General features: G+C 66.9%; 20 protein-coding genes. 7 read left to right on the top strand and 13 right to left on the bottom strand.

The window, feature by feature from the left end:
• The first annotated feature begins 73 nt into the window (after nucleotides 1-73).
• The 4 genes from J0J10_RS09905 to J0J10_RS09890 all read left to right on the top strand — a co-directional run bounded on the left by J0J10_RS09905 (nucleotide 74) and on the right by J0J10_RS09890 (nucleotide 2,796).
• A complete protein-coding gene (locus J0J10_RS09905; protein WP_291633720.1) occupies nucleotides 74-487 on the top strand; it encodes a VOC family protein in 414 nt (137 codons plus the stop codon).
• An 88-nt stretch (nucleotides 488-575) separates the two neighbouring features.
• A complete protein-coding gene (locus J0J10_RS09900; protein WP_291646320.1) occupies nucleotides 576-1,235 on the top strand; it encodes a GntR family transcriptional regulator in 660 nt (219 codons plus the stop codon).
• Nucleotides 1,235-1,717, top strand: a complete 483-nt coding sequence (locus tag J0J10_RS09895) for an OsmC family protein (protein ID WP_291646319.1) — start codon at nucleotides 1,235-1,237, stop codon at nucleotides 1,715-1,717. The genes J0J10_RS09900 and J0J10_RS09895 overlap by 1 nt, the downstream gene beginning before the upstream one ends.
• 344 nt (nucleotides 1,718-2,061) lie before the next feature.
• On the top strand, nucleotides 2,062-2,796 hold the full coding sequence (locus tag J0J10_RS09890; RefSeq protein WP_291646318.1) for an IclR family transcriptional regulator: 735 nt from the start codon (nucleotides 2,062-2,064) through the stop codon (nucleotides 2,794-2,796).
• 44 nt (nucleotides 2,797-2,840) lie between these two features.
• Here J0J10_RS09890 and J0J10_RS09885 read toward each other — a convergent pair whose 3' ends face one another.
• The 11 genes from J0J10_RS09885 to J0J10_RS09835 all read right to left on the bottom strand — a co-directional run bounded on the left by J0J10_RS09885 (nucleotide 2,841) and on the right by J0J10_RS09835 (nucleotide 14,445).
• Nucleotides 2,841-3,632: a shikimate dehydrogenase family protein gene (locus tag J0J10_RS09885; protein WP_366825266.1), complete on the bottom strand. Its 792-nt coding sequence runs from the start codon at nucleotides 3,630-3,632 to the stop codon at nucleotides 2,841-2,843.
• Between the two features lie 101 nt (nucleotides 3,633-3,733).
• Nucleotides 3,734-4,642 (bottom strand): NAD-dependent epimerase/dehydratase family protein, encoded by a 909-nt coding sequence (locus tag J0J10_RS09880; protein ID WP_291646316.1) that lies wholly within the window; start codon nucleotides 4,640-4,642, stop codon nucleotides 3,734-3,736.
• 68 nt (nucleotides 4,643-4,710) lie between these two features.
• The gene (locus J0J10_RS09875; RefSeq protein WP_291646315.1) at nucleotides 4,711-5,634 is read right to left on the bottom strand and encodes a DMT family transporter; all 924 of its coding nucleotides are present in this window, start codon (nucleotides 5,632-5,634) and stop codon (nucleotides 4,711-4,713) included.
• Nucleotides 5,635-5,867: 233 nt separating this feature from the next.
• Nucleotides 5,868-6,701, bottom strand: a complete 834-nt coding sequence (locus J0J10_RS09870) for a shikimate dehydrogenase family protein (protein ID WP_291646314.1) — start codon at nucleotides 6,699-6,701, stop codon at nucleotides 5,868-5,870.
• Nucleotides 6,702-6,703: 2 nt separating this feature from the next.
• Nucleotides 6,704-7,741, bottom strand: coding sequence for a Gfo/Idh/MocA family protein (locus tag J0J10_RS09865; protein WP_291646313.1), 1,038 nt, complete (start codon nucleotides 7,739-7,741; stop codon nucleotides 6,704-6,706).
• A gap of 10 nt (nucleotides 7,742-7,751) precedes the next feature.
• Nucleotides 7,752-8,195 carry a type II 3-dehydroquinate dehydratase gene (aroQ, locus tag J0J10_RS09860; protein WP_291633568.1) on the bottom strand — a complete coding sequence of 148 codons (444 nt, stop codon included), beginning with the start codon at nucleotides 8,193-8,195 and terminating at the stop codon, nucleotides 7,752-7,754.
• 283 nt (nucleotides 8,196-8,478) lie between these two features.
• On the bottom strand, nucleotides 8,479-9,342 hold the full coding sequence (locus J0J10_RS09855) for a carbohydrate ABC transporter permease (protein ID WP_291646312.1): 864 nt from the start codon (nucleotides 9,340-9,342) through the stop codon (nucleotides 8,479-8,481).
• An 18-nt stretch (nucleotides 9,343-9,360) separates the two neighbouring features.
• The gene (locus tag J0J10_RS09850) at nucleotides 9,361-10,245 is read right to left on the bottom strand and encodes a carbohydrate ABC transporter permease (RefSeq protein ID WP_291646311.1); all 885 of its coding nucleotides are present in this window, start codon (nucleotides 10,243-10,245) and stop codon (nucleotides 9,361-9,363) included.
• A 93-nt stretch (nucleotides 10,246-10,338) separates the two neighbouring features.
• The gene (locus J0J10_RS09845) at nucleotides 10,339-11,622 is read right to left on the bottom strand and encodes an ABC transporter substrate-binding protein (RefSeq protein ID WP_291633562.1); all 1,284 of its coding nucleotides are present in this window, start codon (nucleotides 11,620-11,622) and stop codon (nucleotides 10,339-10,341) included.
• 107 nt (nucleotides 11,623-11,729) lie between these two features.
• The gene (locus tag J0J10_RS09840; RefSeq protein ID WP_291646310.1) at nucleotides 11,730-13,136 is read right to left on the bottom strand and encodes a beta/alpha barrel domain-containing protein; all 1,407 of its coding nucleotides are present in this window, start codon (nucleotides 13,134-13,136) and stop codon (nucleotides 11,730-11,732) included.
• A 397-nt stretch (nucleotides 13,137-13,533) separates the two neighbouring features.
• Nucleotides 13,534-14,445, bottom strand: coding sequence for a PfkB family carbohydrate kinase (locus tag J0J10_RS09835; protein WP_291646309.1), 912 nt, complete (start codon nucleotides 14,443-14,445; stop codon nucleotides 13,534-13,536).
• Nucleotides 14,446-14,631: 186 nt separating this feature from the next.
• On the opposite strand from J0J10_RS09835, the gene J0J10_RS09830 reads away from it, so the two are divergent.
• On the top strand, nucleotides 14,632-15,408 hold the full coding sequence (locus tag J0J10_RS09830; RefSeq protein ID WP_291646308.1) for a DeoR/GlpR family DNA-binding transcription regulator: 777 nt from the start codon (nucleotides 14,632-14,634) through the stop codon (nucleotides 15,406-15,408).
• Nucleotides 15,409-15,461: 53 nt separating this feature from the next.
• Nucleotides 15,462-16,133: an HAD family hydrolase gene (locus tag J0J10_RS09825; RefSeq protein WP_291646307.1), complete on the top strand. Its 672-nt coding sequence runs from the start codon at nucleotides 15,462-15,464 to the stop codon at nucleotides 16,131-16,133.
• 7 nt (nucleotides 16,134-16,140) lie between these two features.
• Here J0J10_RS09825 and J0J10_RS09820 read toward each other — a convergent pair whose 3' ends face one another.
• Nucleotides 16,141-17,097: a carbohydrate kinase family protein gene (locus J0J10_RS09820; protein ID WP_291646306.1), complete on the bottom strand. Its 957-nt coding sequence runs from the start codon at nucleotides 17,095-17,097 to the stop codon at nucleotides 16,141-16,143.
• 21 nt (nucleotides 17,098-17,118) lie between these two features.
• Complete coding sequence (locus J0J10_RS09815; protein ID WP_291633550.1) at nucleotides 17,119-17,550, bottom strand: Lrp/AsnC family transcriptional regulator; 432 nt, start codon at nucleotides 17,548-17,550, stop codon at nucleotides 17,119-17,121.
• A gap of 119 nt (nucleotides 17,551-17,669) precedes the next feature.
• Between J0J10_RS09815 and J0J10_RS09810 the strand changes: the two genes are divergently transcribed.
• On the top strand, nucleotides 17,670-18,788 hold the full coding sequence (locus tag J0J10_RS09810; protein WP_291646305.1) for a saccharopine dehydrogenase family protein: 1,119 nt from the start codon (nucleotides 17,670-17,672) through the stop codon (nucleotides 18,786-18,788).
• Nucleotides 18,789-18,873 lie beyond the last annotated feature (85 nt).

Genomic DNA, 18,873 nt, shown 5'->3' with positions numbered 1-18,873 from the left:
TCCTGCCATGCTCTTGGTCTCGCAGCCATGCCGGCGATGCGCGCCGGCACAACAATGCAGCGGAGGATCGATGATGAAGCTCGCGCCCTATCTTTTCTTCGACGGCCAGTGCGAAGCCGCCTTCACCGACTATCAGCGGATTCTCGGCGGCCGGATCGAGGCGATGCTGCGCTATGAAGGCTCGCCGGTCGATATCGCGCCGGAATGGCGCTCCAAGATCATGCATGCCTGCCTCGAACTCGACGACGGCCAGATGCTGATGGCCTCGGACGCGCCGCCGGAGCAGAGCACCGGGCCGATGCAGAGCGTCCATGTCAGCGTCACCGTGAAGGAGCCGGCCGAAGCCGAGCGCATCTTCGCCGCGCTGGCCGAAGGCGGCACCGTGACGATGCCGATGGCCGAGACCTTCTGGGCGCCGCGCTTCGGCATGCTGAGCGACCGTTACGGGGCATTCTGGATGGTGGGCTGCGAGCCCGCGACCGGCTGAGCTGAACCGACGGGCGCGCCCCGCCTGCGGCACGAGGCTCCGGGCCGGAGACGGTTGCAGATATCGTATAATTGGATACAATTACACGATGAGTATTCCGCCCCTTGCCGCCACGACGACCGCCGCCGCCCTCGCCACGCGCCTGCGTCAGGACATCGACCAGGGCCGCTGGCAGGCCGGTGAGTTGCTGCGCCAGGAGCAGCTCGCCAGCGAATTCGGCGTCAGCCGCATCCCGGTCCGCGAAGCGCTGGCCCAGCTGCAGAGCGAGGGGCTTCTCAGGATCGAGCATTATCGCGGGGCACGGGTGAGCTGGCCGACGCCCGCCGAGATCGACGAGATCTTCGATCTGCGCCACCTGGTCGAGAGCGACCTCATCGCCCGCGCCCTGCCCCGGCATGACGAACGGTCCTGCCGCGAGCTGGCGAGGCTGCAAGGCCAGCTCGAGGATGCGCAGGACCGTCTCGGCTGGATCGGCGGCGACATCGCCTTCCATGAAGCGCTCTACCGGCCGGCCGAGCGCCCGCGCAGCCTGGCGCTCTATCGCCAGCTGCGCGCGCCGATCGACCGTTTCAGCGTTCAGCAGCTCGGCCCGGAAGCCCGCAAGCAAGGCTGGGCCGAAGAGCACCGGCAGTTGATCACGGCCGCGGCCTCCGGCGACGTCCCGGCCGCGCTGGCGACACTGGCAGCACATCTCGACGCAACGCGCATGGTCGTGCTGGCGGCCTGCGCCGATCTCGGAGACGGATGATGGCGAACCACGGCGCGACGATCGAATGGCAGCGCGGCGACCAGGATTTCCTCGACCGGCGCTATAGCCGCGCGCATCTCTGGCACTTCGACGGCGGGGCGGCCGTCGCGGCGTCGAGCTCGCCGCATGTGGTGCGCGAGCCCTTCTCGAACCCGGCCAATGTCGATCCTGAAGAAGCCTATGTCGCGGCGCTGTCGAGCTGTCACATGCTCTGGTTCCTCGACCTCGCCGCGCGAGCCGGCTTTCGCATCGACGGCTATCGCGACGCCGCCGCGGGCGAGATGGCGAGGAATGCGGACGGGAAGGAATGGATCGCACGCGTGGTTCTGCGGCCGCACATCCGGTTCAGCGGCGCGCTGGCGCCCGACGACGCCATGGTCGACGGGCTGCACCATGCGGCGCATGAAAACTGCTTCCTCGCCAATTCGGTACGCAGCGCGGTCGAAACGCGAGGTAGCTGGGAGTATCGCCTCGGCGACTGACGACGAGGGTCGAGCGGCTGCGGGTCGGATTCCGCCGCAGCCGTGCAACAGCCTGCCGGTGACGATGGCAGCGCACCGGGAGGGGCTCTCGCGGATCGGCAGAGGCGCCTTCCAGCCCTCGCCCATCGCCCGCTCTCGCCGGACCGTCGCAGCCATCTGTGCTTCCACGGGAATACGTTTCCATATGAAGTAAAGCACACCCGCCGAGATTAACCCGTAAGGGACATTGAACCTGCCCAGCCGGGTCTTCACTATTGCGCAACGTCTCCAAGGGCCGACCGCCGCAGCTGAACAGAACCGGATCTGCAATGCCCTCGGCCGAGCTGGGATCAGTCAAGTCCGCAATGCGCGTGCTCGACCTGTTCGAGTATCTGCGCCGCTGGAATGCCGGCCAGACCCATGCCCGGATCGCGACCCAGCTCGGCATTCCCAAGAGCAGCCTGACGCAGTTGCTCAAGACCCTGGTCTGCCGTGGCTATCTCGAATACGACCCGATCAGCAAAGGCTATTTCCTCGGCCCGGCCGTGATCGCGCTCGGCCAGCGCAGCGCCGAGACGCGCGATCTCGTCAGCGTCGCCGAAGACGTGCTGGCCGACACTGCGCGTGCGACCCGCGAGACCTGCGCGCTCAACCTGCTGAAGGGCGACCTCTCCGAGGTGGTGGCGACCGCAAGCGGCTCGCACCGCCTGCATTACACGATGCGGAAAGGCGATGTCGCGCCGCTCTACGCGACCTCGGGCGGCAAGGCACTGCTCGCCCATCTGCCCGAGGAGATGCGCCGCGACTATCTCGCGCGCGTCAGCCTCGAAAAGATCACGCCGCGGACGGTCGATTCGGTGCCGGCACTGGAGGCGGAACTGGCCGAGATCGCCCGGACCGGCATCGCCTTCGTGGTCGAGGAGTTCATGCCGGGCATCGTCGGAATGGCGCGCCCGATCCTCGGCCGCTCCGGCTTTCCGCTGGCGGCCGTCAACATCGCCCTGCCGATCGCGCGCTATGACGCCGCGCTGAAGCGGCGCTGCCTCAACGCCCTCGAGGACGCGGTGCTGATGCTGCGGGAACGCGCCAATCTCGGCTGAGCGCTGCGCCCTCTTCCCGGTTGAGCGCCGCCCGGCCTCCCGGTCTAGACCGGCCTGCCTTCGAGGAAATCGACGATCAGCTCGCGCTGCGCCAGGAACATGTTGAGGCCGGTCTGTGTCTTGCAGCCTAGGCTACGACCGGCCTCCAGCAAGGGCGAGACCTCGGGCGCCGTGATGACGTCGCCGATGAACATATCCGGCGCGAGCTTGTCGACCGCGACCGGCAAGGGGTCACCCGCGCGCATGCCCAGCGGCGTGGCATTGGCGATGATCCCGAAGCCGCCCGGGTCGGTCGAGCCCGCCCGCACGCGCCCGGGATAAGCGGCTGAGAGCCGAGAGATCAGCGCATCGCGCCGGCCGGCATCCATGTCGTGGATCGCGAGCTCGAACACCCCGGAGTCGAGCAGTTGCAGGCCGATCGCGCTGCCCGCCCCGCCGGCCCCGATCAGCAAGGCACGCTTGCCCTCCGGTGCGCCGCCAGCCTGGCGCATGGCGCGCACGAAGCCGACCCCGTCGAGCATGTCGCCGTGCCAGGCGCGATCGGGCCCGCGGCGCAGGACATTCGCCGATTCCAGCAGCCGGGCCCGGTCGGACAGCGTCCTGCAGTGCTGCCGGGCGGCGAATTTATGCGGGATCGTCACGACGATGCCGTCGACATTCAACACCGGGCCGAGCGCAACGATGAAGCTGTCGACGTCCTCGGGCAGGACATGGATCGGGATCAGCGCCGCATTGATGCCGCGCTCGACGAAGCCCCTGGTGATGCCGGCCGGCGACTTCACCTGGGCGATCGGGTGGCCGATGATCACGAAGATCCGGGTCTCGCCGCTCAGCATGTCCAGCACCTCATCCTCCATCCGGCTCCTGCGCGCCGGCTCGATGCCCGCGCCTTGCCCTGCTCTCGACCTTCGCCCCTCAACCTGTTCGGCCGACCGGCCTATCCGAGAGCCATCGCGGCATCGCGATGGAAAGCGATGGTGCGCGCCAGCCCCTCCGCAAGCCCGGTTCGTGGCAACGTTCCGAGCACCGAAGGCAGGCTGGCGTCGGGGGCGAGTTCCGGGGCCGTCGGCAGGCCCGGCCCGGCGGCACTCAGGCGCGCATCCGGGACCTGACGTCGGATCTCGGCGATGACCTCGTCGACGGTCGCGACCTCGCCGACCAGGTTGAAGGCATGGGCACCGACGATATTGCGCGCAACCGCCGCCGCGAAGGCGGCGGCGAGATCCTCGACATAGAGCAGGTCGGACTGGCCGGTGTAGATGAAGGCATAGGCCTCGCCCTTCGCGGCCGCCTCGGCGGCGAGGCTCGGGCCGGCGGTGAGGCCGAGCTCGCGGCCGGGCCCGTAGACCACGAAGGGGCGGAAGCCGACGCTGGCGATGCCGTGATCGAGCCAATAAGCGCGGGCGCTGCCTTCGGTAGCGAGCTTGAAAGCGCCGTAATGGGTGATCGGCAGCGGTCTCGCCCCGTCCTCCGGGCCGAAGACACCGGCCGAGCTGGCATAGACGACCTTGGCGATGCCATGCCGACGCGCCGCCTCGAAGACGTTCAGCGTACCGATGACGATGACCTCCGCGCCGAGGACGGGCTGCTCGCGGCAGGCCGGAGTCAGCAGCGCGGCGAGATGGACGATGCTGTCGCAGCCCTCGGCGGCGGCATGGACGGCCTCGCCGTCGCGGATGTCGCCGAGACGCCAGTCGATCTCGGCGGCAGCCTCCCCGGCCAGCGCCCGCACGAGCCGGCTGTCATCCTTGATGTCGAAGATGCGGACCTTGTGGCCGGCGGCGAGCAGGCTGCGGACGATCCAGGCGCCGATGAAGCCGGTGCCGCCGGTGACGAGTATCTGCATGGGAATTCCCGGTCCTGTTGCGAAGGAAAGGACGATGCTCGCGATGTCGGAGCTTCGCCCCGCGCCCGTCAATCCGTCGGCGCGGCGCGTTCCGCTTCGTCGGGCGGTTTCGGCCGCCTTCCGGCCAGATGCAGCGAGATCAGCCCGCCAGCGACGATCAGCGCCGCGCCGACGACGGTGAAGATGTCGGGCACCTCGCCGAAGATGGCGAAGCCGAGCAGGGTGGCGGTCAGGAGCTGGGCGTAGGAATAAGGTGCGAGGCGCGAGGCGGTCGCGCGGGCATAGGCCGCGATCATGGCGAACTGGCCGGCCGCCTGGCAGATCCCGGACAGGCCGAACAGCAGCCATTGCTCGCCCGTCGGGGCCTGCCAGAAGAAGGGCAGAGGCAGCGAGGACAGAACCAGCGCCACCAGCATGGTGTAGAACAGCACCGTGCGGGGCGCCGTCCGTTGCGCGACGATCCGGGTCATGACCTGGCCGAAGGCGGCGAGCAGGCCGGCCAGCGCCGGGATCAGCAGAGTCCAGGAAAAATCACCGCCGAAAGGCCGCATGATCGTCAGCACGCCGAGGAAGCCGGACAGCACCGCAAGCCAGCCCCAGCGGTTCACCGTTTCGCCGAGCAGGAGCTTGCCGAGCGCCATGCTCAGCAGCGGCGAGATGAACAGAATCGTGGTGAGCTGGGCCAGCGGCACATAGGCCATCGCGAAGATGACGCAGCTGCCGGCGAGGAAGGGGAAGATCGAACGCAGCAGCAGGAGCTTGACGGGGCCGTGCGTCAGCGCCGTCCGCCACTCCCCCGGCCGGAGGATGAACAGGAAGAGGGCGGCGAAGACGACGCTGCGCCCCCACATCGCGACGACGGCGTTCGATTCGATGACGATGAGCTTGGAAGCGGCGTCGCCGATGGCGAACAGGCTGAAGGCGGTCAGGGCCAGCGCGAGCGTGGCCAGCCCGCCATCGGACTGCGGAGCTTTGGGTAGCGGCTGGCTCACCTGGCGCGTTCGCCCCCGAGCCCAGGCGGGCGTCTTGCTTCGTCGCTGCCGAACATCGCCTCCCCCCGGGGCCGGGGCCCGTCCCGCTGCGCGCCGGCTGGCACGAGTCGGAAGGCTTCCGACAGCCGCCGCGACAGGCGCGACGACGATCCGGCTATAGGCAACGCAGCGTCAGGCGACAATCAGGCGCGCCCTGCGGCCAGTGCAGGGCCGCCCTCCATGCGGGGTCGGTCTCAGTAGCTGATCTGCGCCACCGCCCGCAGATTATCCGGCGTCGTCGTCGGGAAGCCGAAGAATTCGAGATAGGCCGGGATCTGCTCGAACAGCATGTCGGTGCCGATCTGCGTCTGGCAGCCTCTCGCCCGGGCAGCGGCCAGGAAGGGTGTGACCTCGCTCTTCAGCACGACTTCGCCGACGAAACTCTCCGGTGCGATGCGCGAGACATCCATCGGCAGGGGATCGCCCTCGTTCATGCCGAGCGGCGTCGCGTTGACAACGATGTCGTAGCCCTCGGGATCGCGTGTGCCGAGTTCCAGTGCGAGCGCGGGATAATGCGCGCGCAGGCGACGGGCGAGCCCTTCCACGGCGGCGCTGTTGAGGTCGAACAGGCCGAGCGCGGCCGCCCCCGCTCCCGCCAGCGAAGCGGCGATCGCCGCGCCGACGCCGCCGCTGCCGACGACCAGCGCCCGCGCACCCGCCACCTGCCGGCCCTTGCGCAGAACGCCGCGCACGAAGCCTTCGCCGTCGAACATGTCGCCGCGCAGCGTGCCGTCCGGCCGCAGGAGCACAGCGTTGCAGGAGCCGGCGATGCTGGCCGCCGTCGAAAGCTCGTCGACGAGGCCGGTCGTCGTCACCTTGTGCGGCATCGTCACCAGCGCACCGCGGATGTTCTTCAGGCGGAAGAGGGCGGCGAGCACCTCAGGATACACATCGGCCTCGACCGCCATCGGCATCACCACCGCATTGACGCCGATCGACTCGAAATAAGGATTGTAGATCAGCGGCGCCTTGAAGGTCGTCGTCGGGTAGCCGAGATGGGCGATCAGGATGGTGTTGCCGTCGATCATGATCAGCCGATCGTGACGACGGCGCCGGTGCTGGCCGCCTGCTTGACGGCCTCGATCACCCTCAGCGTTTCCAACCCTTCGCGACCGGAGACGATCGGCTTGGCCTCGCCACGGATGACCTCGCCGAAATGGCGAACCTGAACGCGCAGCGGATCCTCGGCGACGAAGGGCACGCGCTCGCGGCGCAGCGGCTCCCACCAGCTGCGCTTGCCCGGATTGTACCAGAGTTCGAGCTGCGGCACGGTCAGCGAGCCATGCGTGCCGCCGAGCTGGTAGCAGGACTGGTCCTGCTGCTGCGGATAGACCGGGTTCTCGCCGGTGGTCATCTCCCAGCTCCAGGGTGCGACCACCGAGTCGGAGACGTTGACCGTGCCGAGCGCGCCATTGACGAAGCGCAGGATGATCACCGCCGTCTCCTCGACGGCATTGCCGCGCACGATGTTCGATTCCTGCGCCTGCACCGAGGCGATCTCGCCGCAGAGATAGCGGAACAGATCGACGTCATGGCTGAGATTCATCATGATCGGGCCGGCGCCCTTCTCACGCCGCCAGGCCACGTCGAAATAATCGTCCGGCTTCATCAGCCAGAAGCTGCCATGCAGCGTCAGGAGGCGGCCGAGCCGCCCGGCCTCGACGATCTCCTTGGCCTTGCGGATCATCGGGTTGTAGCGCCGGTGATGGCCGGCGAGCAGCGGGATCCCGGCCTTCTCGAACGTCTCGACCAGTTGCTGCGCGGCTGCGACGCTGTCGGCGAGCGGCTTCTCGATGATCGCCGGCAGGCCAGCGGCGGCGGCTTCGAGGCCATTGGCCAGATGCAGGCTGTTCGGCGTCGCGATGACGACGCCATCCGGCCGGGCACGCGCCAGCATCTCGGCGAAGCTCGGAAACCAGTTCGTCCCGAGCGACGAAGCCAGCGAGGTCGCGCTCGGCGAGGGGTCGACGATGGCGGCGAGCTCGAGACTCGGCTCGGCCGCGATGTGCTGAGCGTGGCGGTTGCCGATCAGACCGGCACCGATGACTGCGAGTCTGACCGGCTTCATCGGCTTTCCCCTATTTCTCGTCGATCAGCGTGGCGAGGCGCCGCAGGGCCAGCGCGTAACCCTGGGTGCCGAAGCCAGCGATGACACCGTCCGCCCGCAGCGAGACATAGGAATGATGCCTGAAAGCCTCGCGCTTGTGGACATTGGAGATGTGGACCTCGAAGACCGGTCCGTCAAAGGCATTGAGCGCGTCGAGCACCGCGACCGAAGTGTGGGTGAAGGCGGCCGGGTTGATGACGATGCCGCCGGCGGTCTCGCGGGCCTCGTGAACCCAGTCGATGATCTCGTATTCACGGTTGCTCTGGTGGAAGCGCAGTTCGAGCTTCAGCTCGCCCGCCAGCGCCCGGCACTCCGCCTCGACATCGGCCAGGGTGGTGTGACCGTAGATGTGGGGCTGGCGCTTGCCGAGCAGATTGAGGTTCGGACCGTTCAGGACGTAGACGAGGCGGCTCACGGCAGGTTTCCCGGGCTGGCGGATGGCGGTTCGCGATTGTGCGGCCACAGGCGGCGGCAGCACCTTCAATCCCTAGAGCATCGGACCGAAAAGTGGAATCCACTTTTCGGGCGAATCCGATGCGTAAACAAAGAGATAGATCGCCAACTCGCGCCCGACCGGACGCGCGCTGGCGATCTATCCTTGCGAGAGGGCTTGGTGAAGGGCCGAGAAAGAACCGCGCCGGTCCGAAGCCGGACCGGCGCGCAGTTTGGGGAGTGGAGGCGGCCCAGCGCCGGCGTGGTCAGGAGGTGAGCGCCCCCGCCGTCATGCCCTGGACCATGTAGCGCTGCAGGAAGATGAAGGCGACGACGAGCGGCAGGCTCGCCAGCACCGAGAAGGCCATCATGGCGTTCCAGTCGGTGACGAACTCGGCCATCAGGCTGTAGATCGCCATGGTCAGCACGCGATTCTCCCAGGACTCGATCAACACCACCGCGAAGAGGAACTCGTTCCAGGCGAGCAGGAAGGTGTAGAGCCCGGCACCGACGAAGGCCGGATAGGAGATCGGCACCAGCGTCCGGAAGATCGCACCGAGCCGCGAGCAACCGTCGACCATCGCGGCTTCCTCGATGTCGCGCGGAATGTTGATGAAATAGCTGCGCAGCATGAGGATACAGAACGGCAGGGTGAAGGTCAGGTAGACGATCACCAGCGAGGTTCGGGTGTCATAGAGCCCGAAGGTGATGAAGATCCTGAAATAGGGGATGCAGAGCAGCACCAGCGGGAACATCTGCGTGGTGATCAGGAACATCAGCACGGCGCGCTGTCCGGCGAAATTGAAGCGCGCCAGCGCATAGGCCGCCATCGCGCCGAGGACGAGCGAGAGCAGGGTGACGACGAGCGAGATCACCATGGTGTTGGCGAAGACGACGAGATAGCGCGGCGTCGTGAAGATCTTCTTGTAGCCGTCGAGCGTGAAGACCTGCGGCAGCCAGTCCGGCGGCATCTGCATCACCTCGATGTTCGGCCGGAAGGAGACCGACAGCATCCAGGCGAGCGGGAAGAAGACGATCAGGATCGCCAGGATGAGGAGGGTATAGGCCGCGGCATTGAGCAGGCGCTCGCGCCCCCGCTGGCCCAGCTTGCCCGAAATGACCATAGGCATCGCTTTTTCCCGTAACGCTTAGACGTTGCGCATCGTACGGCGCACATAGATGGCGCTGACGATGAAGAGCACGACGAACATCACCACGGCCTGTGCCGAGGCGTAGCCGAACTTCAGCTTCTGGAAGCCGTCGAAATAGATCGCCGTCGCCAGTACTTCCGAGGAATGGGCCGGGCCGCCACCGGTCATCACATAGACCGGGTCGAAAGCACGGAAGGTCCAGATCGAATCGAGCAGCACGATCGTCGCCATGACGCCGTGCAGCTGCGGCAAGGTGATGTGCCAGAACTGCTCCCATAGCGTAGCGCCATCGATCTCGGCGGCTTCGTAGAGCTGCCTCGGGATCGCCTGCAGACCAGCAAGCAGCATCACCATGAAGAAGGGGAAGGCGCGCCAGACATTCATCGCCGTGACCGAGCCGAGCGCGGTCGAGGGGTCGCCGAGCCAGGAGATCGTACCGTTGGGATCGAGCAGGCCGAGCGAGACCAGAAAACCGTTGAAGACGCCGAAGGGCTGCAGCATCAGCACCCAGATCATGCCGGCGACGGTCGGCGCCAGCAGCCATGGCACGATCAGAAGGCCGCGCGCCAGGCTGCGGAAAGTGGCGTCGAGGTGCATGTTGAGCAGCAGCGCGAGCGCCAGCCCGATCACCAGATGCAGCACCACGCTGAAGAAGGTGAAGACGACCGTCTGGATGAAGGCCTTCCAGAACAGCGGGTCGTTGAACAGCGCGACATAGTTGCCGAGCCCGACCCAGACCTCGCGCTGGAGATTGCTGTCGTAGAAGCTCAGGCGGATAACGTCGCCGAGCGGATAGAGCAGCAGCGCGACCAGGATCAGCAGCGCCGGCCACAGGAATGAGAATGCGAGGAGCTCCTCGCGATACTTCTGCTTGAAAGTCATGGCACGCCGCTCATGCGGGGCCGCCGCCCTTTCGGGGGACGGCCCCTATACGATGGGAGAGGGGCGTGCTCGCCCCTCCCGGGCAGACGGGAACTATTTCGCAGCCGCGGCGAAGATCTTGTTCCATTCGGCGGCGGCGTCATCCAGAGCCTGTTTTGCGGTCTTCTTGCCCTGCACGACGTTCTGGATTTCCGTGCTCATGATCTTGTTCATCTGCACGGCGTTGGGCATCACCAGGAATGGCGAGTTGGCGTTGGCCGCCGCCATCTGGGTGACGAAGGCCTGGAAGAGCTTGCGCTCCTTGAACCAGTCCTGGCTCGAGACGTCGGTGCGGGCCGGGAAGGCGCCAGTGCCCTTGGCCCACATCTCGATGCCCTTCGGACCGGACATCCAGCGCATGAAGGTCCAGGCCGCGTCCTTGTCCTGAGCCTGAGACGAGATGGTGTTCAGCGAGCCGCGCACCATCGTGCCGCTGGTCTTGCCGACCGGCAACGGGGCGATGTCGTAGTTCAGCTTGGGATTGAGCTGCTTCTGGATCGCGATACCCCAGGGCCCCTCGAACATCATGGCGACGTTGCCGGAGGCGAAGTTGGCACGCTTCTCCTTCTCGCCATTGCTGAGCACGCCGGGAACGGAGACCTTGTCCTTGTTGATGCGATCGACATACCACTCGATGGCCGCAACACCCTCCGGGCTGTTGAACACCGCCTTGTTGGTCTCGGCATCGATGATCTTGGCGCCGGCCTGCAGCAGCAGCGGGTAGATCTCATAGGTCATGTTGGTCGGCGGCTCGCCCTGCAGCGTGCCGGTGATCGCGAACTGGCGCTTGTCGGGGTTGGTCAGCTTGCGCGCATACTCCGCGAACTCGTCCCAGGTCTTGGGCGCGCCGGAGAGGCCGGCGGCCTTGAACAGGTCGGTGTTGTAGAACAGCGCCACCGCGCCGCTCTCGATCGGCAGGTAGTACTGCTTGCCGCGCCATTTCTGGTGGAAGGTCACGGGGATGTTGCCGAAGAACTCTTTCGGCTCCTTGGCGATGCGCTCGTCCAGAGGCTCGATCATGCCGAGATCGGCGAACTCCGCCACCCAGTCGACCTGCACGAGCAGCACGTCGGGCAGCTTCTTGGCCTGATGTAGGACGATGGCGCGGTCATGGAAGCCGGAGAATGGGGAATCGACCGGCGTCAGTTTGATGTCGGGATGGTCCTTCTCGAAGGCGGCCTTGAGCTCGCCCATGAACTTCTCGCCGACCTCGGTGCCCTTCCACTGGCCCCAGCGCACTTCCTTCTGCTGGGCGAGTGCCAGCGTCGGCAGGCTGATCATCGAGGCGAGCGACAGCGCCGCGAACTTCAGCAAGGAAGACCTACGTTGCAGATCCATGATCGTTTCCTCCCGGGTTGATTATCATTGTCCGCGAGCGCCGTTCAGCGCTTTCGGGTAGCGGGCGCGCCCGTCGTTGCGGGCGCGCCGTAGTCCATCGTCCTCCTTCAGGCCGCGCGGGCCTTGCGCAGCGCCTCAGGCACGGCCGGCGCGACCTTCACGAGCGTCGTGTTGTCGGTGACGAGCTTGCTTGTCGCGCCGACATTCATCCAGGTGAACATGTTGCGGAACATGTCCTGGAGCGACGCCATGATGTCGGCTTGGGCCTGGGCCGGCATCTCCCAGAACGGCTTCTTCATCACCTTCCAGGACTTCTTGCGGGTGTTGTAGAAGAACTGCGCGTCGGTCTCGCCCTGCCCCCGCTCATTGGCGTGGTTGGCGAAGGTGTATTCGCGGATCTGGTCGCGCAGCGCCTGCGGCAGGCTCGGATGGTCGAAGATCAGGTTGTTGAAGCCGAGCGCGAGGTGGACCTCGACGGTTTCCGCTTTCGGCAGCATGGCGAGCTGCTCGCCGGGCAGGGTCGAAGCGCCGTGCTGGACCGCGCCGGCCATGTTGTAGTCCTGGCGGCAGATGGTCGAGATCGTCTTGAGCAGCTCGTAATCGACATTGACCGCGGCCAGCGTGCCGTCCGGCAGGACCTTGCCGCCGTGATAGGTGCCGGAATTAATCGAGATCTTGCTGACGATCGGCAGGTCGGCGCCGCGCTTGGCCATCTCCTCGAGATAGACCTTCATGAAGGAGCGCAACTCCTCCGGCGTGGTGTTCTCGTGACCGACCTCGCCGATCTCGGCGCCGAGCGAGATGGTGATGCCCTCCGGCTCGATACCGCGCACGAACTGCGTGAAATGCGCGGTCAGCTCGGCATTGACGCGCTGCTGGTCCTCGACCGTCGCGAGCGAAAGGTCGACCACCGTCGAGGCGTCGATGTCGATGCTGTAGAGGCCAGCCGCGACCTGCTCGCGCATGATGGCCTCGAGCTTGCGCACCTCGGCCGTGGGATCGGCGAGATAGGCCTTGGCGTTGATCTGGTCATGGTCGGCCTGCAGGAAGACCGGGCCGACATGGCCCTCGCGCAGGGCCGCGGCGAGCACGCCGGCGGCATATTCGAGCGGCGGCTGCTGGGCGTAGAGCGCCTCGCCGACGGCCTGTTCGAAGATGAAGAGCTTGGAATCGAGTTCCTTGGCGGCCCGGAACACGGCCCGGCAGGTCTGATAGGTCCAGCCGCGCAGGTTCATCGCCGGCACGGTCTTGCCCGCCCATTTCCCGGCGGCGCAGGCGAGATAGAGCTCCTGCACCGAGGAAGGCACGATGCCGGCGGCGAGCGCCGCCTCGCGGATCGCCCAGATCGCGACCGAACGCGCCTCCGGCTCGGCGATCGCCGCCGTCTCGGCCCAGCGGTCGATCATCGCATCAGGCGGGCGCTGGCTCTTCGAGAAATCGGGGGTCGGCCCCGACAGGTCGACCTTGATCGCCTTCAGGTCCGCGAGGAGTTCGGAGAGCGAGCAACACGCCATGGATCACCATTTCCTTAGCCGGCGATATTCACGATAGCGGACGCGTCGCGGGCCGGATGCCGGGGAGCGCCCCAAGGGCTGATCTGTGCCCGGCGACGCCGGCACGCCGAAGACGCACCAGACCAAAGCCGCAGAGGCCGGGCACGAGCCGCGCGCCCGAAAATCAGCGCGCGCCAGCGTCACACCCGTCGAAGATGAAAGATCGAAAGAGCTGCCTCCCGAGATTTCTTCTTTTGTGCAAGCATTGATGCACGCACGTTTCGCTATCGCAAGAGATATTTTCGTTTTCGTACATCGACGGCTCTGAGCTCCTCTCCGATGCGCGGCCCGGACGCCCCGGGATCAGCATTGCCGAACACCGGAAGCGCCCACTCGCGAGCGCTGAGCTCTTGCCCCCTCAATGCGGGTGGACGGCCCCTGTCGCCAGCACGGTCTCGATCGCCGCGCGGTCGCCCATGCCGTCCCAGCCGCGGCCGCGCTGCGCCTTTACGGCTGCTGCGGCCGAGGCGAAGCGCGCCGCCGCAAGCGGCGGACCTCCCTCGCTCAAGGCCAGCGCATAGGCGCCGTGGAACGTGTCGCCGCAGCCCGTGGTGTCGGCGACAGCGACCTTGAAGGCCGGCACGGCGACGATTTCGCCATCGATCAGCCAGAGACTCCCGGCGGAGCCTCGGGTCACCGCGACGATCTTGCCACCGGCACCGGCGCAGTGGCGCAGTTGCTCTGCGGCACCGCCCTCGCCGGCATGGTCACGCAGGCCCTCGCTGGAAAAGACGACATGGTCGGCTCGGTCGATCAGGGCCTGATTGTCGTCGGCCGCGCCGCCATCGGCGTCGAGCACGGTGACGACGCCGGCAGCGCGGGCACGATCGAGTGCGATCAGCGCCCCGGCCGGCCAGCGGCTGTCGACAAGGACGGCTCCGGCAGCATCGAGCGGATCGTTCGGCAGCACCGAGCCATCCAGGGACAGGCCGTGCCGGTCCGAGACGATGCTGCGCTCGCCATGATTGTCGACCATCACGATGGCGCGCAGCGTCCGGCCTTCCGACAGGACCGCGACACCGCTGCAATCGACGCCGTGCCCGCTCAGCGCGGCGATCCCGGCCTCGCCGGCAGCGTCGTTGGCGACGCGCCCCCAATAGGCGGCCGCGCCGCCGAGGCGGCAGATCGCTACCGCCGCCGTCGCCGCCGGGCCGCCATAGCGCTTCTCATAGCCGACCACCCCGGTCTTGATGCCGGAAGCCGGCAAGGAGGCAACCTGGAAGACCTCGTCGAGGACGAGGTTTCCGACGCAGACGATCTTGCGCTTCATCGAACCGGCTTTCCGCTTGCGGCGACCGCCGGGCCGGCGCCGGCCAATCCCGGATGCTCGACGGACAGGTCGACCAGAGTGGCGACGGCCGCGGATGATGCAGCAATCTTTCCTTTTCGCAACAGAGATATTCGAAAACGCGTATTCCACTTGACGCCGGGCACGGATGTGCTCCTTAGGCCAGCCATGGCCCAATTGAACAAACGCCACAGCGAGATTCTCGATATCCTCTCCCGGCGCGGCTATGCCGCGATCGAGGAGCTGGCGGCGACGTTCAACGTCACGCCGCAGACCCTGCGGCGCGATCTGCAGGATCTTTCCGATCGCGGCTTCCTGCGCCGGCACCATGGCGGGGCGAGCGCCAATCTCAGCACCGTCAACGCCGATTACGACCTGCGCCATGTCGAGACCGCCTCCGAGAAAGCGGCGATCGCCCGCGTCGCAGCACAATTGGTGACCCCAGGCAGCTCGCTGTTCCTGACACCGGGCACGACGGTCGACGCACTCGCCAAGGCGATTGCCGAGCGCCGGCCGCGCGGCCTGCGCGTCGTCACCAACTCGACCGCCGCCGCCTCGATCCTCGACAAATGCCCGGATATCTCGATCCTGATCACCGGCGGCCACTGGCTCGGCCAGAACCGGGCGATGGGCGGGATGCATGCCGCCGCCTTCATCGAGAATTATCGCTGCGACCTGCACATGACCAGCATCGGCGGCATCGACACCGAGGGGAATCTGCTCGAATATCGCGACGACGAGGCGGTCGTCGGGCGGGCCATGCTGCGCAATGCGCGGCGCGCCGTGCTGCTCGCCGACCACAGCAAGTTCAGCCGCGCCGCCATGTCCAGGCTGGGACATCTCAGAGAGTTCAATACGCTCGTCACCGACCGCCGACCGGCGAGCGGGACGATGCAGATGATCCGCGAAGCCGGCTGCGAATTGATCGTCGCCTCCGAAACATGAAAACCTGCGGCTGCAAGCGCAGCCGGTCAGGCGAGGAAAGGTCCAAAACCCCGGTGTACAAGCTCGCGATCATCGATTTCGACGGCACGATCTGCAGCACGCATGATGCGGTCCGCCATGTCATCGACCTGACCTTCGCGTCCTTCGACCGCCCGGCACCCGACGCGGCCGAGGTCGAAAGCGCGATCGGCAGCGGCGCTGTCGCCAGCGATCTCTTCGGCGGACTGCTCGGGCTGGAGCCGGACGATCCCGAGCGCGCCGCCTGGGCAGGCCGCTATCGCGAAATCTACAATGGCGGCGAGGGTCTCGCTCTCACCGAACTCTTCCCCAGCGTGCGGGAGGGGCTGGAGAGCCTTGCAGCCGCCGGCTGCCGCAGCATCGTGCTCTCCAACAAGGGCGAGACCTCGCTCGCGCCGGCCCTGCGCCATTTCGGCATAGACGAGCATTTCGAGATGGTGATCGGCGATGCGCCCGGTTTCGTCAGAAAGCCGCGCCCCGACAGCTATCACACGCTCATCGCGCCGCGCTTTCCCGATATCCGTCCCGAGCAGACCTTCATGCTCGGGGATACCGAGACCGATATCCGCTTCGCCCGCAATATCGGCGTGCCCGCCTTCTGGGCCCGCTACGGCTTCGGCAATGCCGAAACCTGCGAGGCGCTGAAGCCGGAGCGGACGCTCGACGCGTTCAACGAAGCGGCGGATTTCGCGACGGCCGCGAGCTGAAGACTTTTCAGCCCCGCCCGGCCGCAAGCACAGCGTCGATTTCGGCCGCCGTCGGCAGGTCGGCGCCGCGGCGCGAGACGGTGATCGCCGCCGCCGCGGCAGCATAGCCCAGCAGTTCCTCGATCTCCGACAGCTCGAGCGCCGCGATCGCGTCGCGACGCAGCCTTCCGCTGCGCGACAGCTGTGCCAGCAGCGCCGCGTGGAAACTGTCGCCGGCGCCGACCGTGTCGCGGACCGCTGCGGGCCGCGGCTCGACAGCGACGCTGCCGGCGCGAGAGAAGCCGAGCGCCCCTTCGGCGCCGCGGGTGATCACCACCAGCGCCGCACCGCAAGCGAGCCAGTATTGCGCGGCATCGGCGAGCGAAAAGCGGCCTTCCCAGGCGAGCCGGACATCTTCGTCGCTGGCCTTGACGATGGTGGCGCTGCGATAGAAGCGTTCGCCCATGACGCGCCAGCGTGCCATGTCGGGCTCGACACCGGGGCGCAGATTGGGATCGACGCTGATGACGCGCCGCCGCCCCTCGCGCTCGGCGAGGGTGGCGAAAGCCGAAGCTCCGGGCTCGGCGACCATCGAATAGGAACCGAAGGTCAGAGCCTCGACCTCGGCAGACAGGGATTGCGGCAGCTCGGCCGGCATGAGCGAACGGTCGGCTGCGCCCTCGCCATGAAAGGCGTAGCTCGGCTGGCCATCGGCGCCGGTGGCGACGACCGAGATCGTCGACAGCCGCTCGCTGCGAACGAGGAAGCCTGTGTCGACGCCCTCCTTGGCGAGGCGCCCGGCCAGCATCTGCCCGAAATGATCCCGCGACAGGCCGCCGAGGAAGCCGGCCGCCACGCCGAGCCGCGCGAGGCCGATCGCGACATTGAAAGGCGAACCGCCGGCGACGGCGCGGGCCGGCATCTCGCCTTCTTGCGGTGCATCGACGAAGAGATCGACCAACGCCTCACCACAGACCAGAATCATCGTAGCCCTCGCTTCGTCACGCTACCGCTCGATCCTCGTCGACAGAATGATCGAGGACATGGTGCGCTCGACGCCGTCGAGCGCACCGATCCGGTCGATCAGCGCGTCGAGCTCGCCGATGGACGGGGCGACGACGACGGCGATCATGTCGAAATGACCGCTGACGGAGTGCAGCGTGCGCACTTCGGGGATCCGGCGCAGCTCGGCCTCGACCCTGGCGGCGAGCTTGGTCACCGCCGTGATCAGGATATGCGCCTTGACCTGCCCCTTCTCGTAATCCTCCGACAGCCGCGCCGTGTAGCCGCCGATGACGCCCCGGCGCTCTAGCCGCTCGATCCGGCTCTGCACCGTCGTGCGGGAGAGGCCGAGCTTGCGGCCGAGCTCGGCCACCGGCGCGCGGGCGTTCTCGGTCAGCAGGATCAGAAGCTGTCGGTCGGTCTGGTCGATCGGCATAATGTCTAAAGCTTACGGCGTATCGCCGAAAAAACCTATATGAATCGTCGCGAAGCCTACTTCTATCTGACGAAGGCACCGGCCAAGCTTGGCACCGAAATTCGTCAGGAGAAGTTTTTATGAAGAACGTCGTCGTCATCGGCGCCGGCAAGATCGGCGCGACCATCGCCGACCTGCTCGTCGCCACCGGAGATTACCGGGTCACCGTGGCGGACCGTTCGCAGGAACAGCTCGCGGCGATCCCGACCGGGGCTGCGCTCGCGACGCGCAAGCTCGACATCACCGACCCCGCCGCCCTGCGGCAGGTGCTCGCCGGCCAGTTCGCCGTGCTCAGCGCCGCCCCCTACGATCTGACGACGCGGATCGCCGAAGCGGCCGCCGAGCTTGGCGTGCACTATCTCGACCTGACCGAGGACGTCGCCTCGACGCGCCGCGTCAAGGAGCTCGCGGTCGATGCCAAGGCGGCGCTGATCCCGCAATGCGGCCTGGCACCGGGCTTCATCTCGATCGTCGCCGCTGATCTCGCGCGCGATTTCGATCAGCTCGACAGCCTGCGGCTGCGCGTCGGCGCCCTGCCGCAATACCCGTCCAACGCGCTGAACTACAATCTGACCTGGAGCACGGACGGGGTCATCAACGAGTATTGCGAGCCCTGCGAGGCAATCGTCAACGGCGAGCGCATCCTGGTGCCGGCAATGGAAGAGCGCGAGGAGTTCTCGCTCGACGGCGTCACCTATGAGGCCTTCAACACCTCCGGCGGGCTCGGCACGCTCTGCGACACGCTGGCCGGCAAGGTCCGCACGCTGAACTATCGCACCATCCGCTATCCCGGCCATTGCGCGATCATGAAGGCGCTGCTGCAGGACCTGCGCCTCGCCGACCGCCGCGACGTGCTGAAGGACATTTTCGAGAACGCCCTGCCGAGCACGCTGCAGGACGTGGTCGTGATCTTCGTCACGGTCAGCGGCAGGATGAACGGCCGGCTGACCCAGCAGACCTATGCCAACAAGGTCTATAGCGGCGTGGTCGGCGGCAAGATGCGCTCCGCCATCCAGATCACCACCGCTTCGGGCATCTGCGCCGTGCTCGACCTGCTCGCCCAGGGCAGGCTGCCGCAGAAGGGCTTCGTCAGGCAGGAGGATATCGGCCTCGACGCCTTCCTCGCCAACCGCTTCGGCCGCGCCTATGCCCGGCCCGAGGATGCCGGCCAGCAACTCGACGCGGCCTGCGCCGCCTGAAGCGCGCGCAGCAGGATCGGCGCAGACCCGCCAGCGGGGCAACGCTGGGGAAACATCACGGGTTCGGGCTGGCAACGGCCCGGAC

Source organism: Allobosea sp., assembly GCF_017308075.1.
GTDB lineage: Bacteria > Pseudomonadota > Alphaproteobacteria > Rhizobiales > Beijerinckiaceae > Allobosea.
Note: the sequence above shows the minus strand (reverse complement) of the source record. Positions and strands in the feature narration are given on the sequence as shown.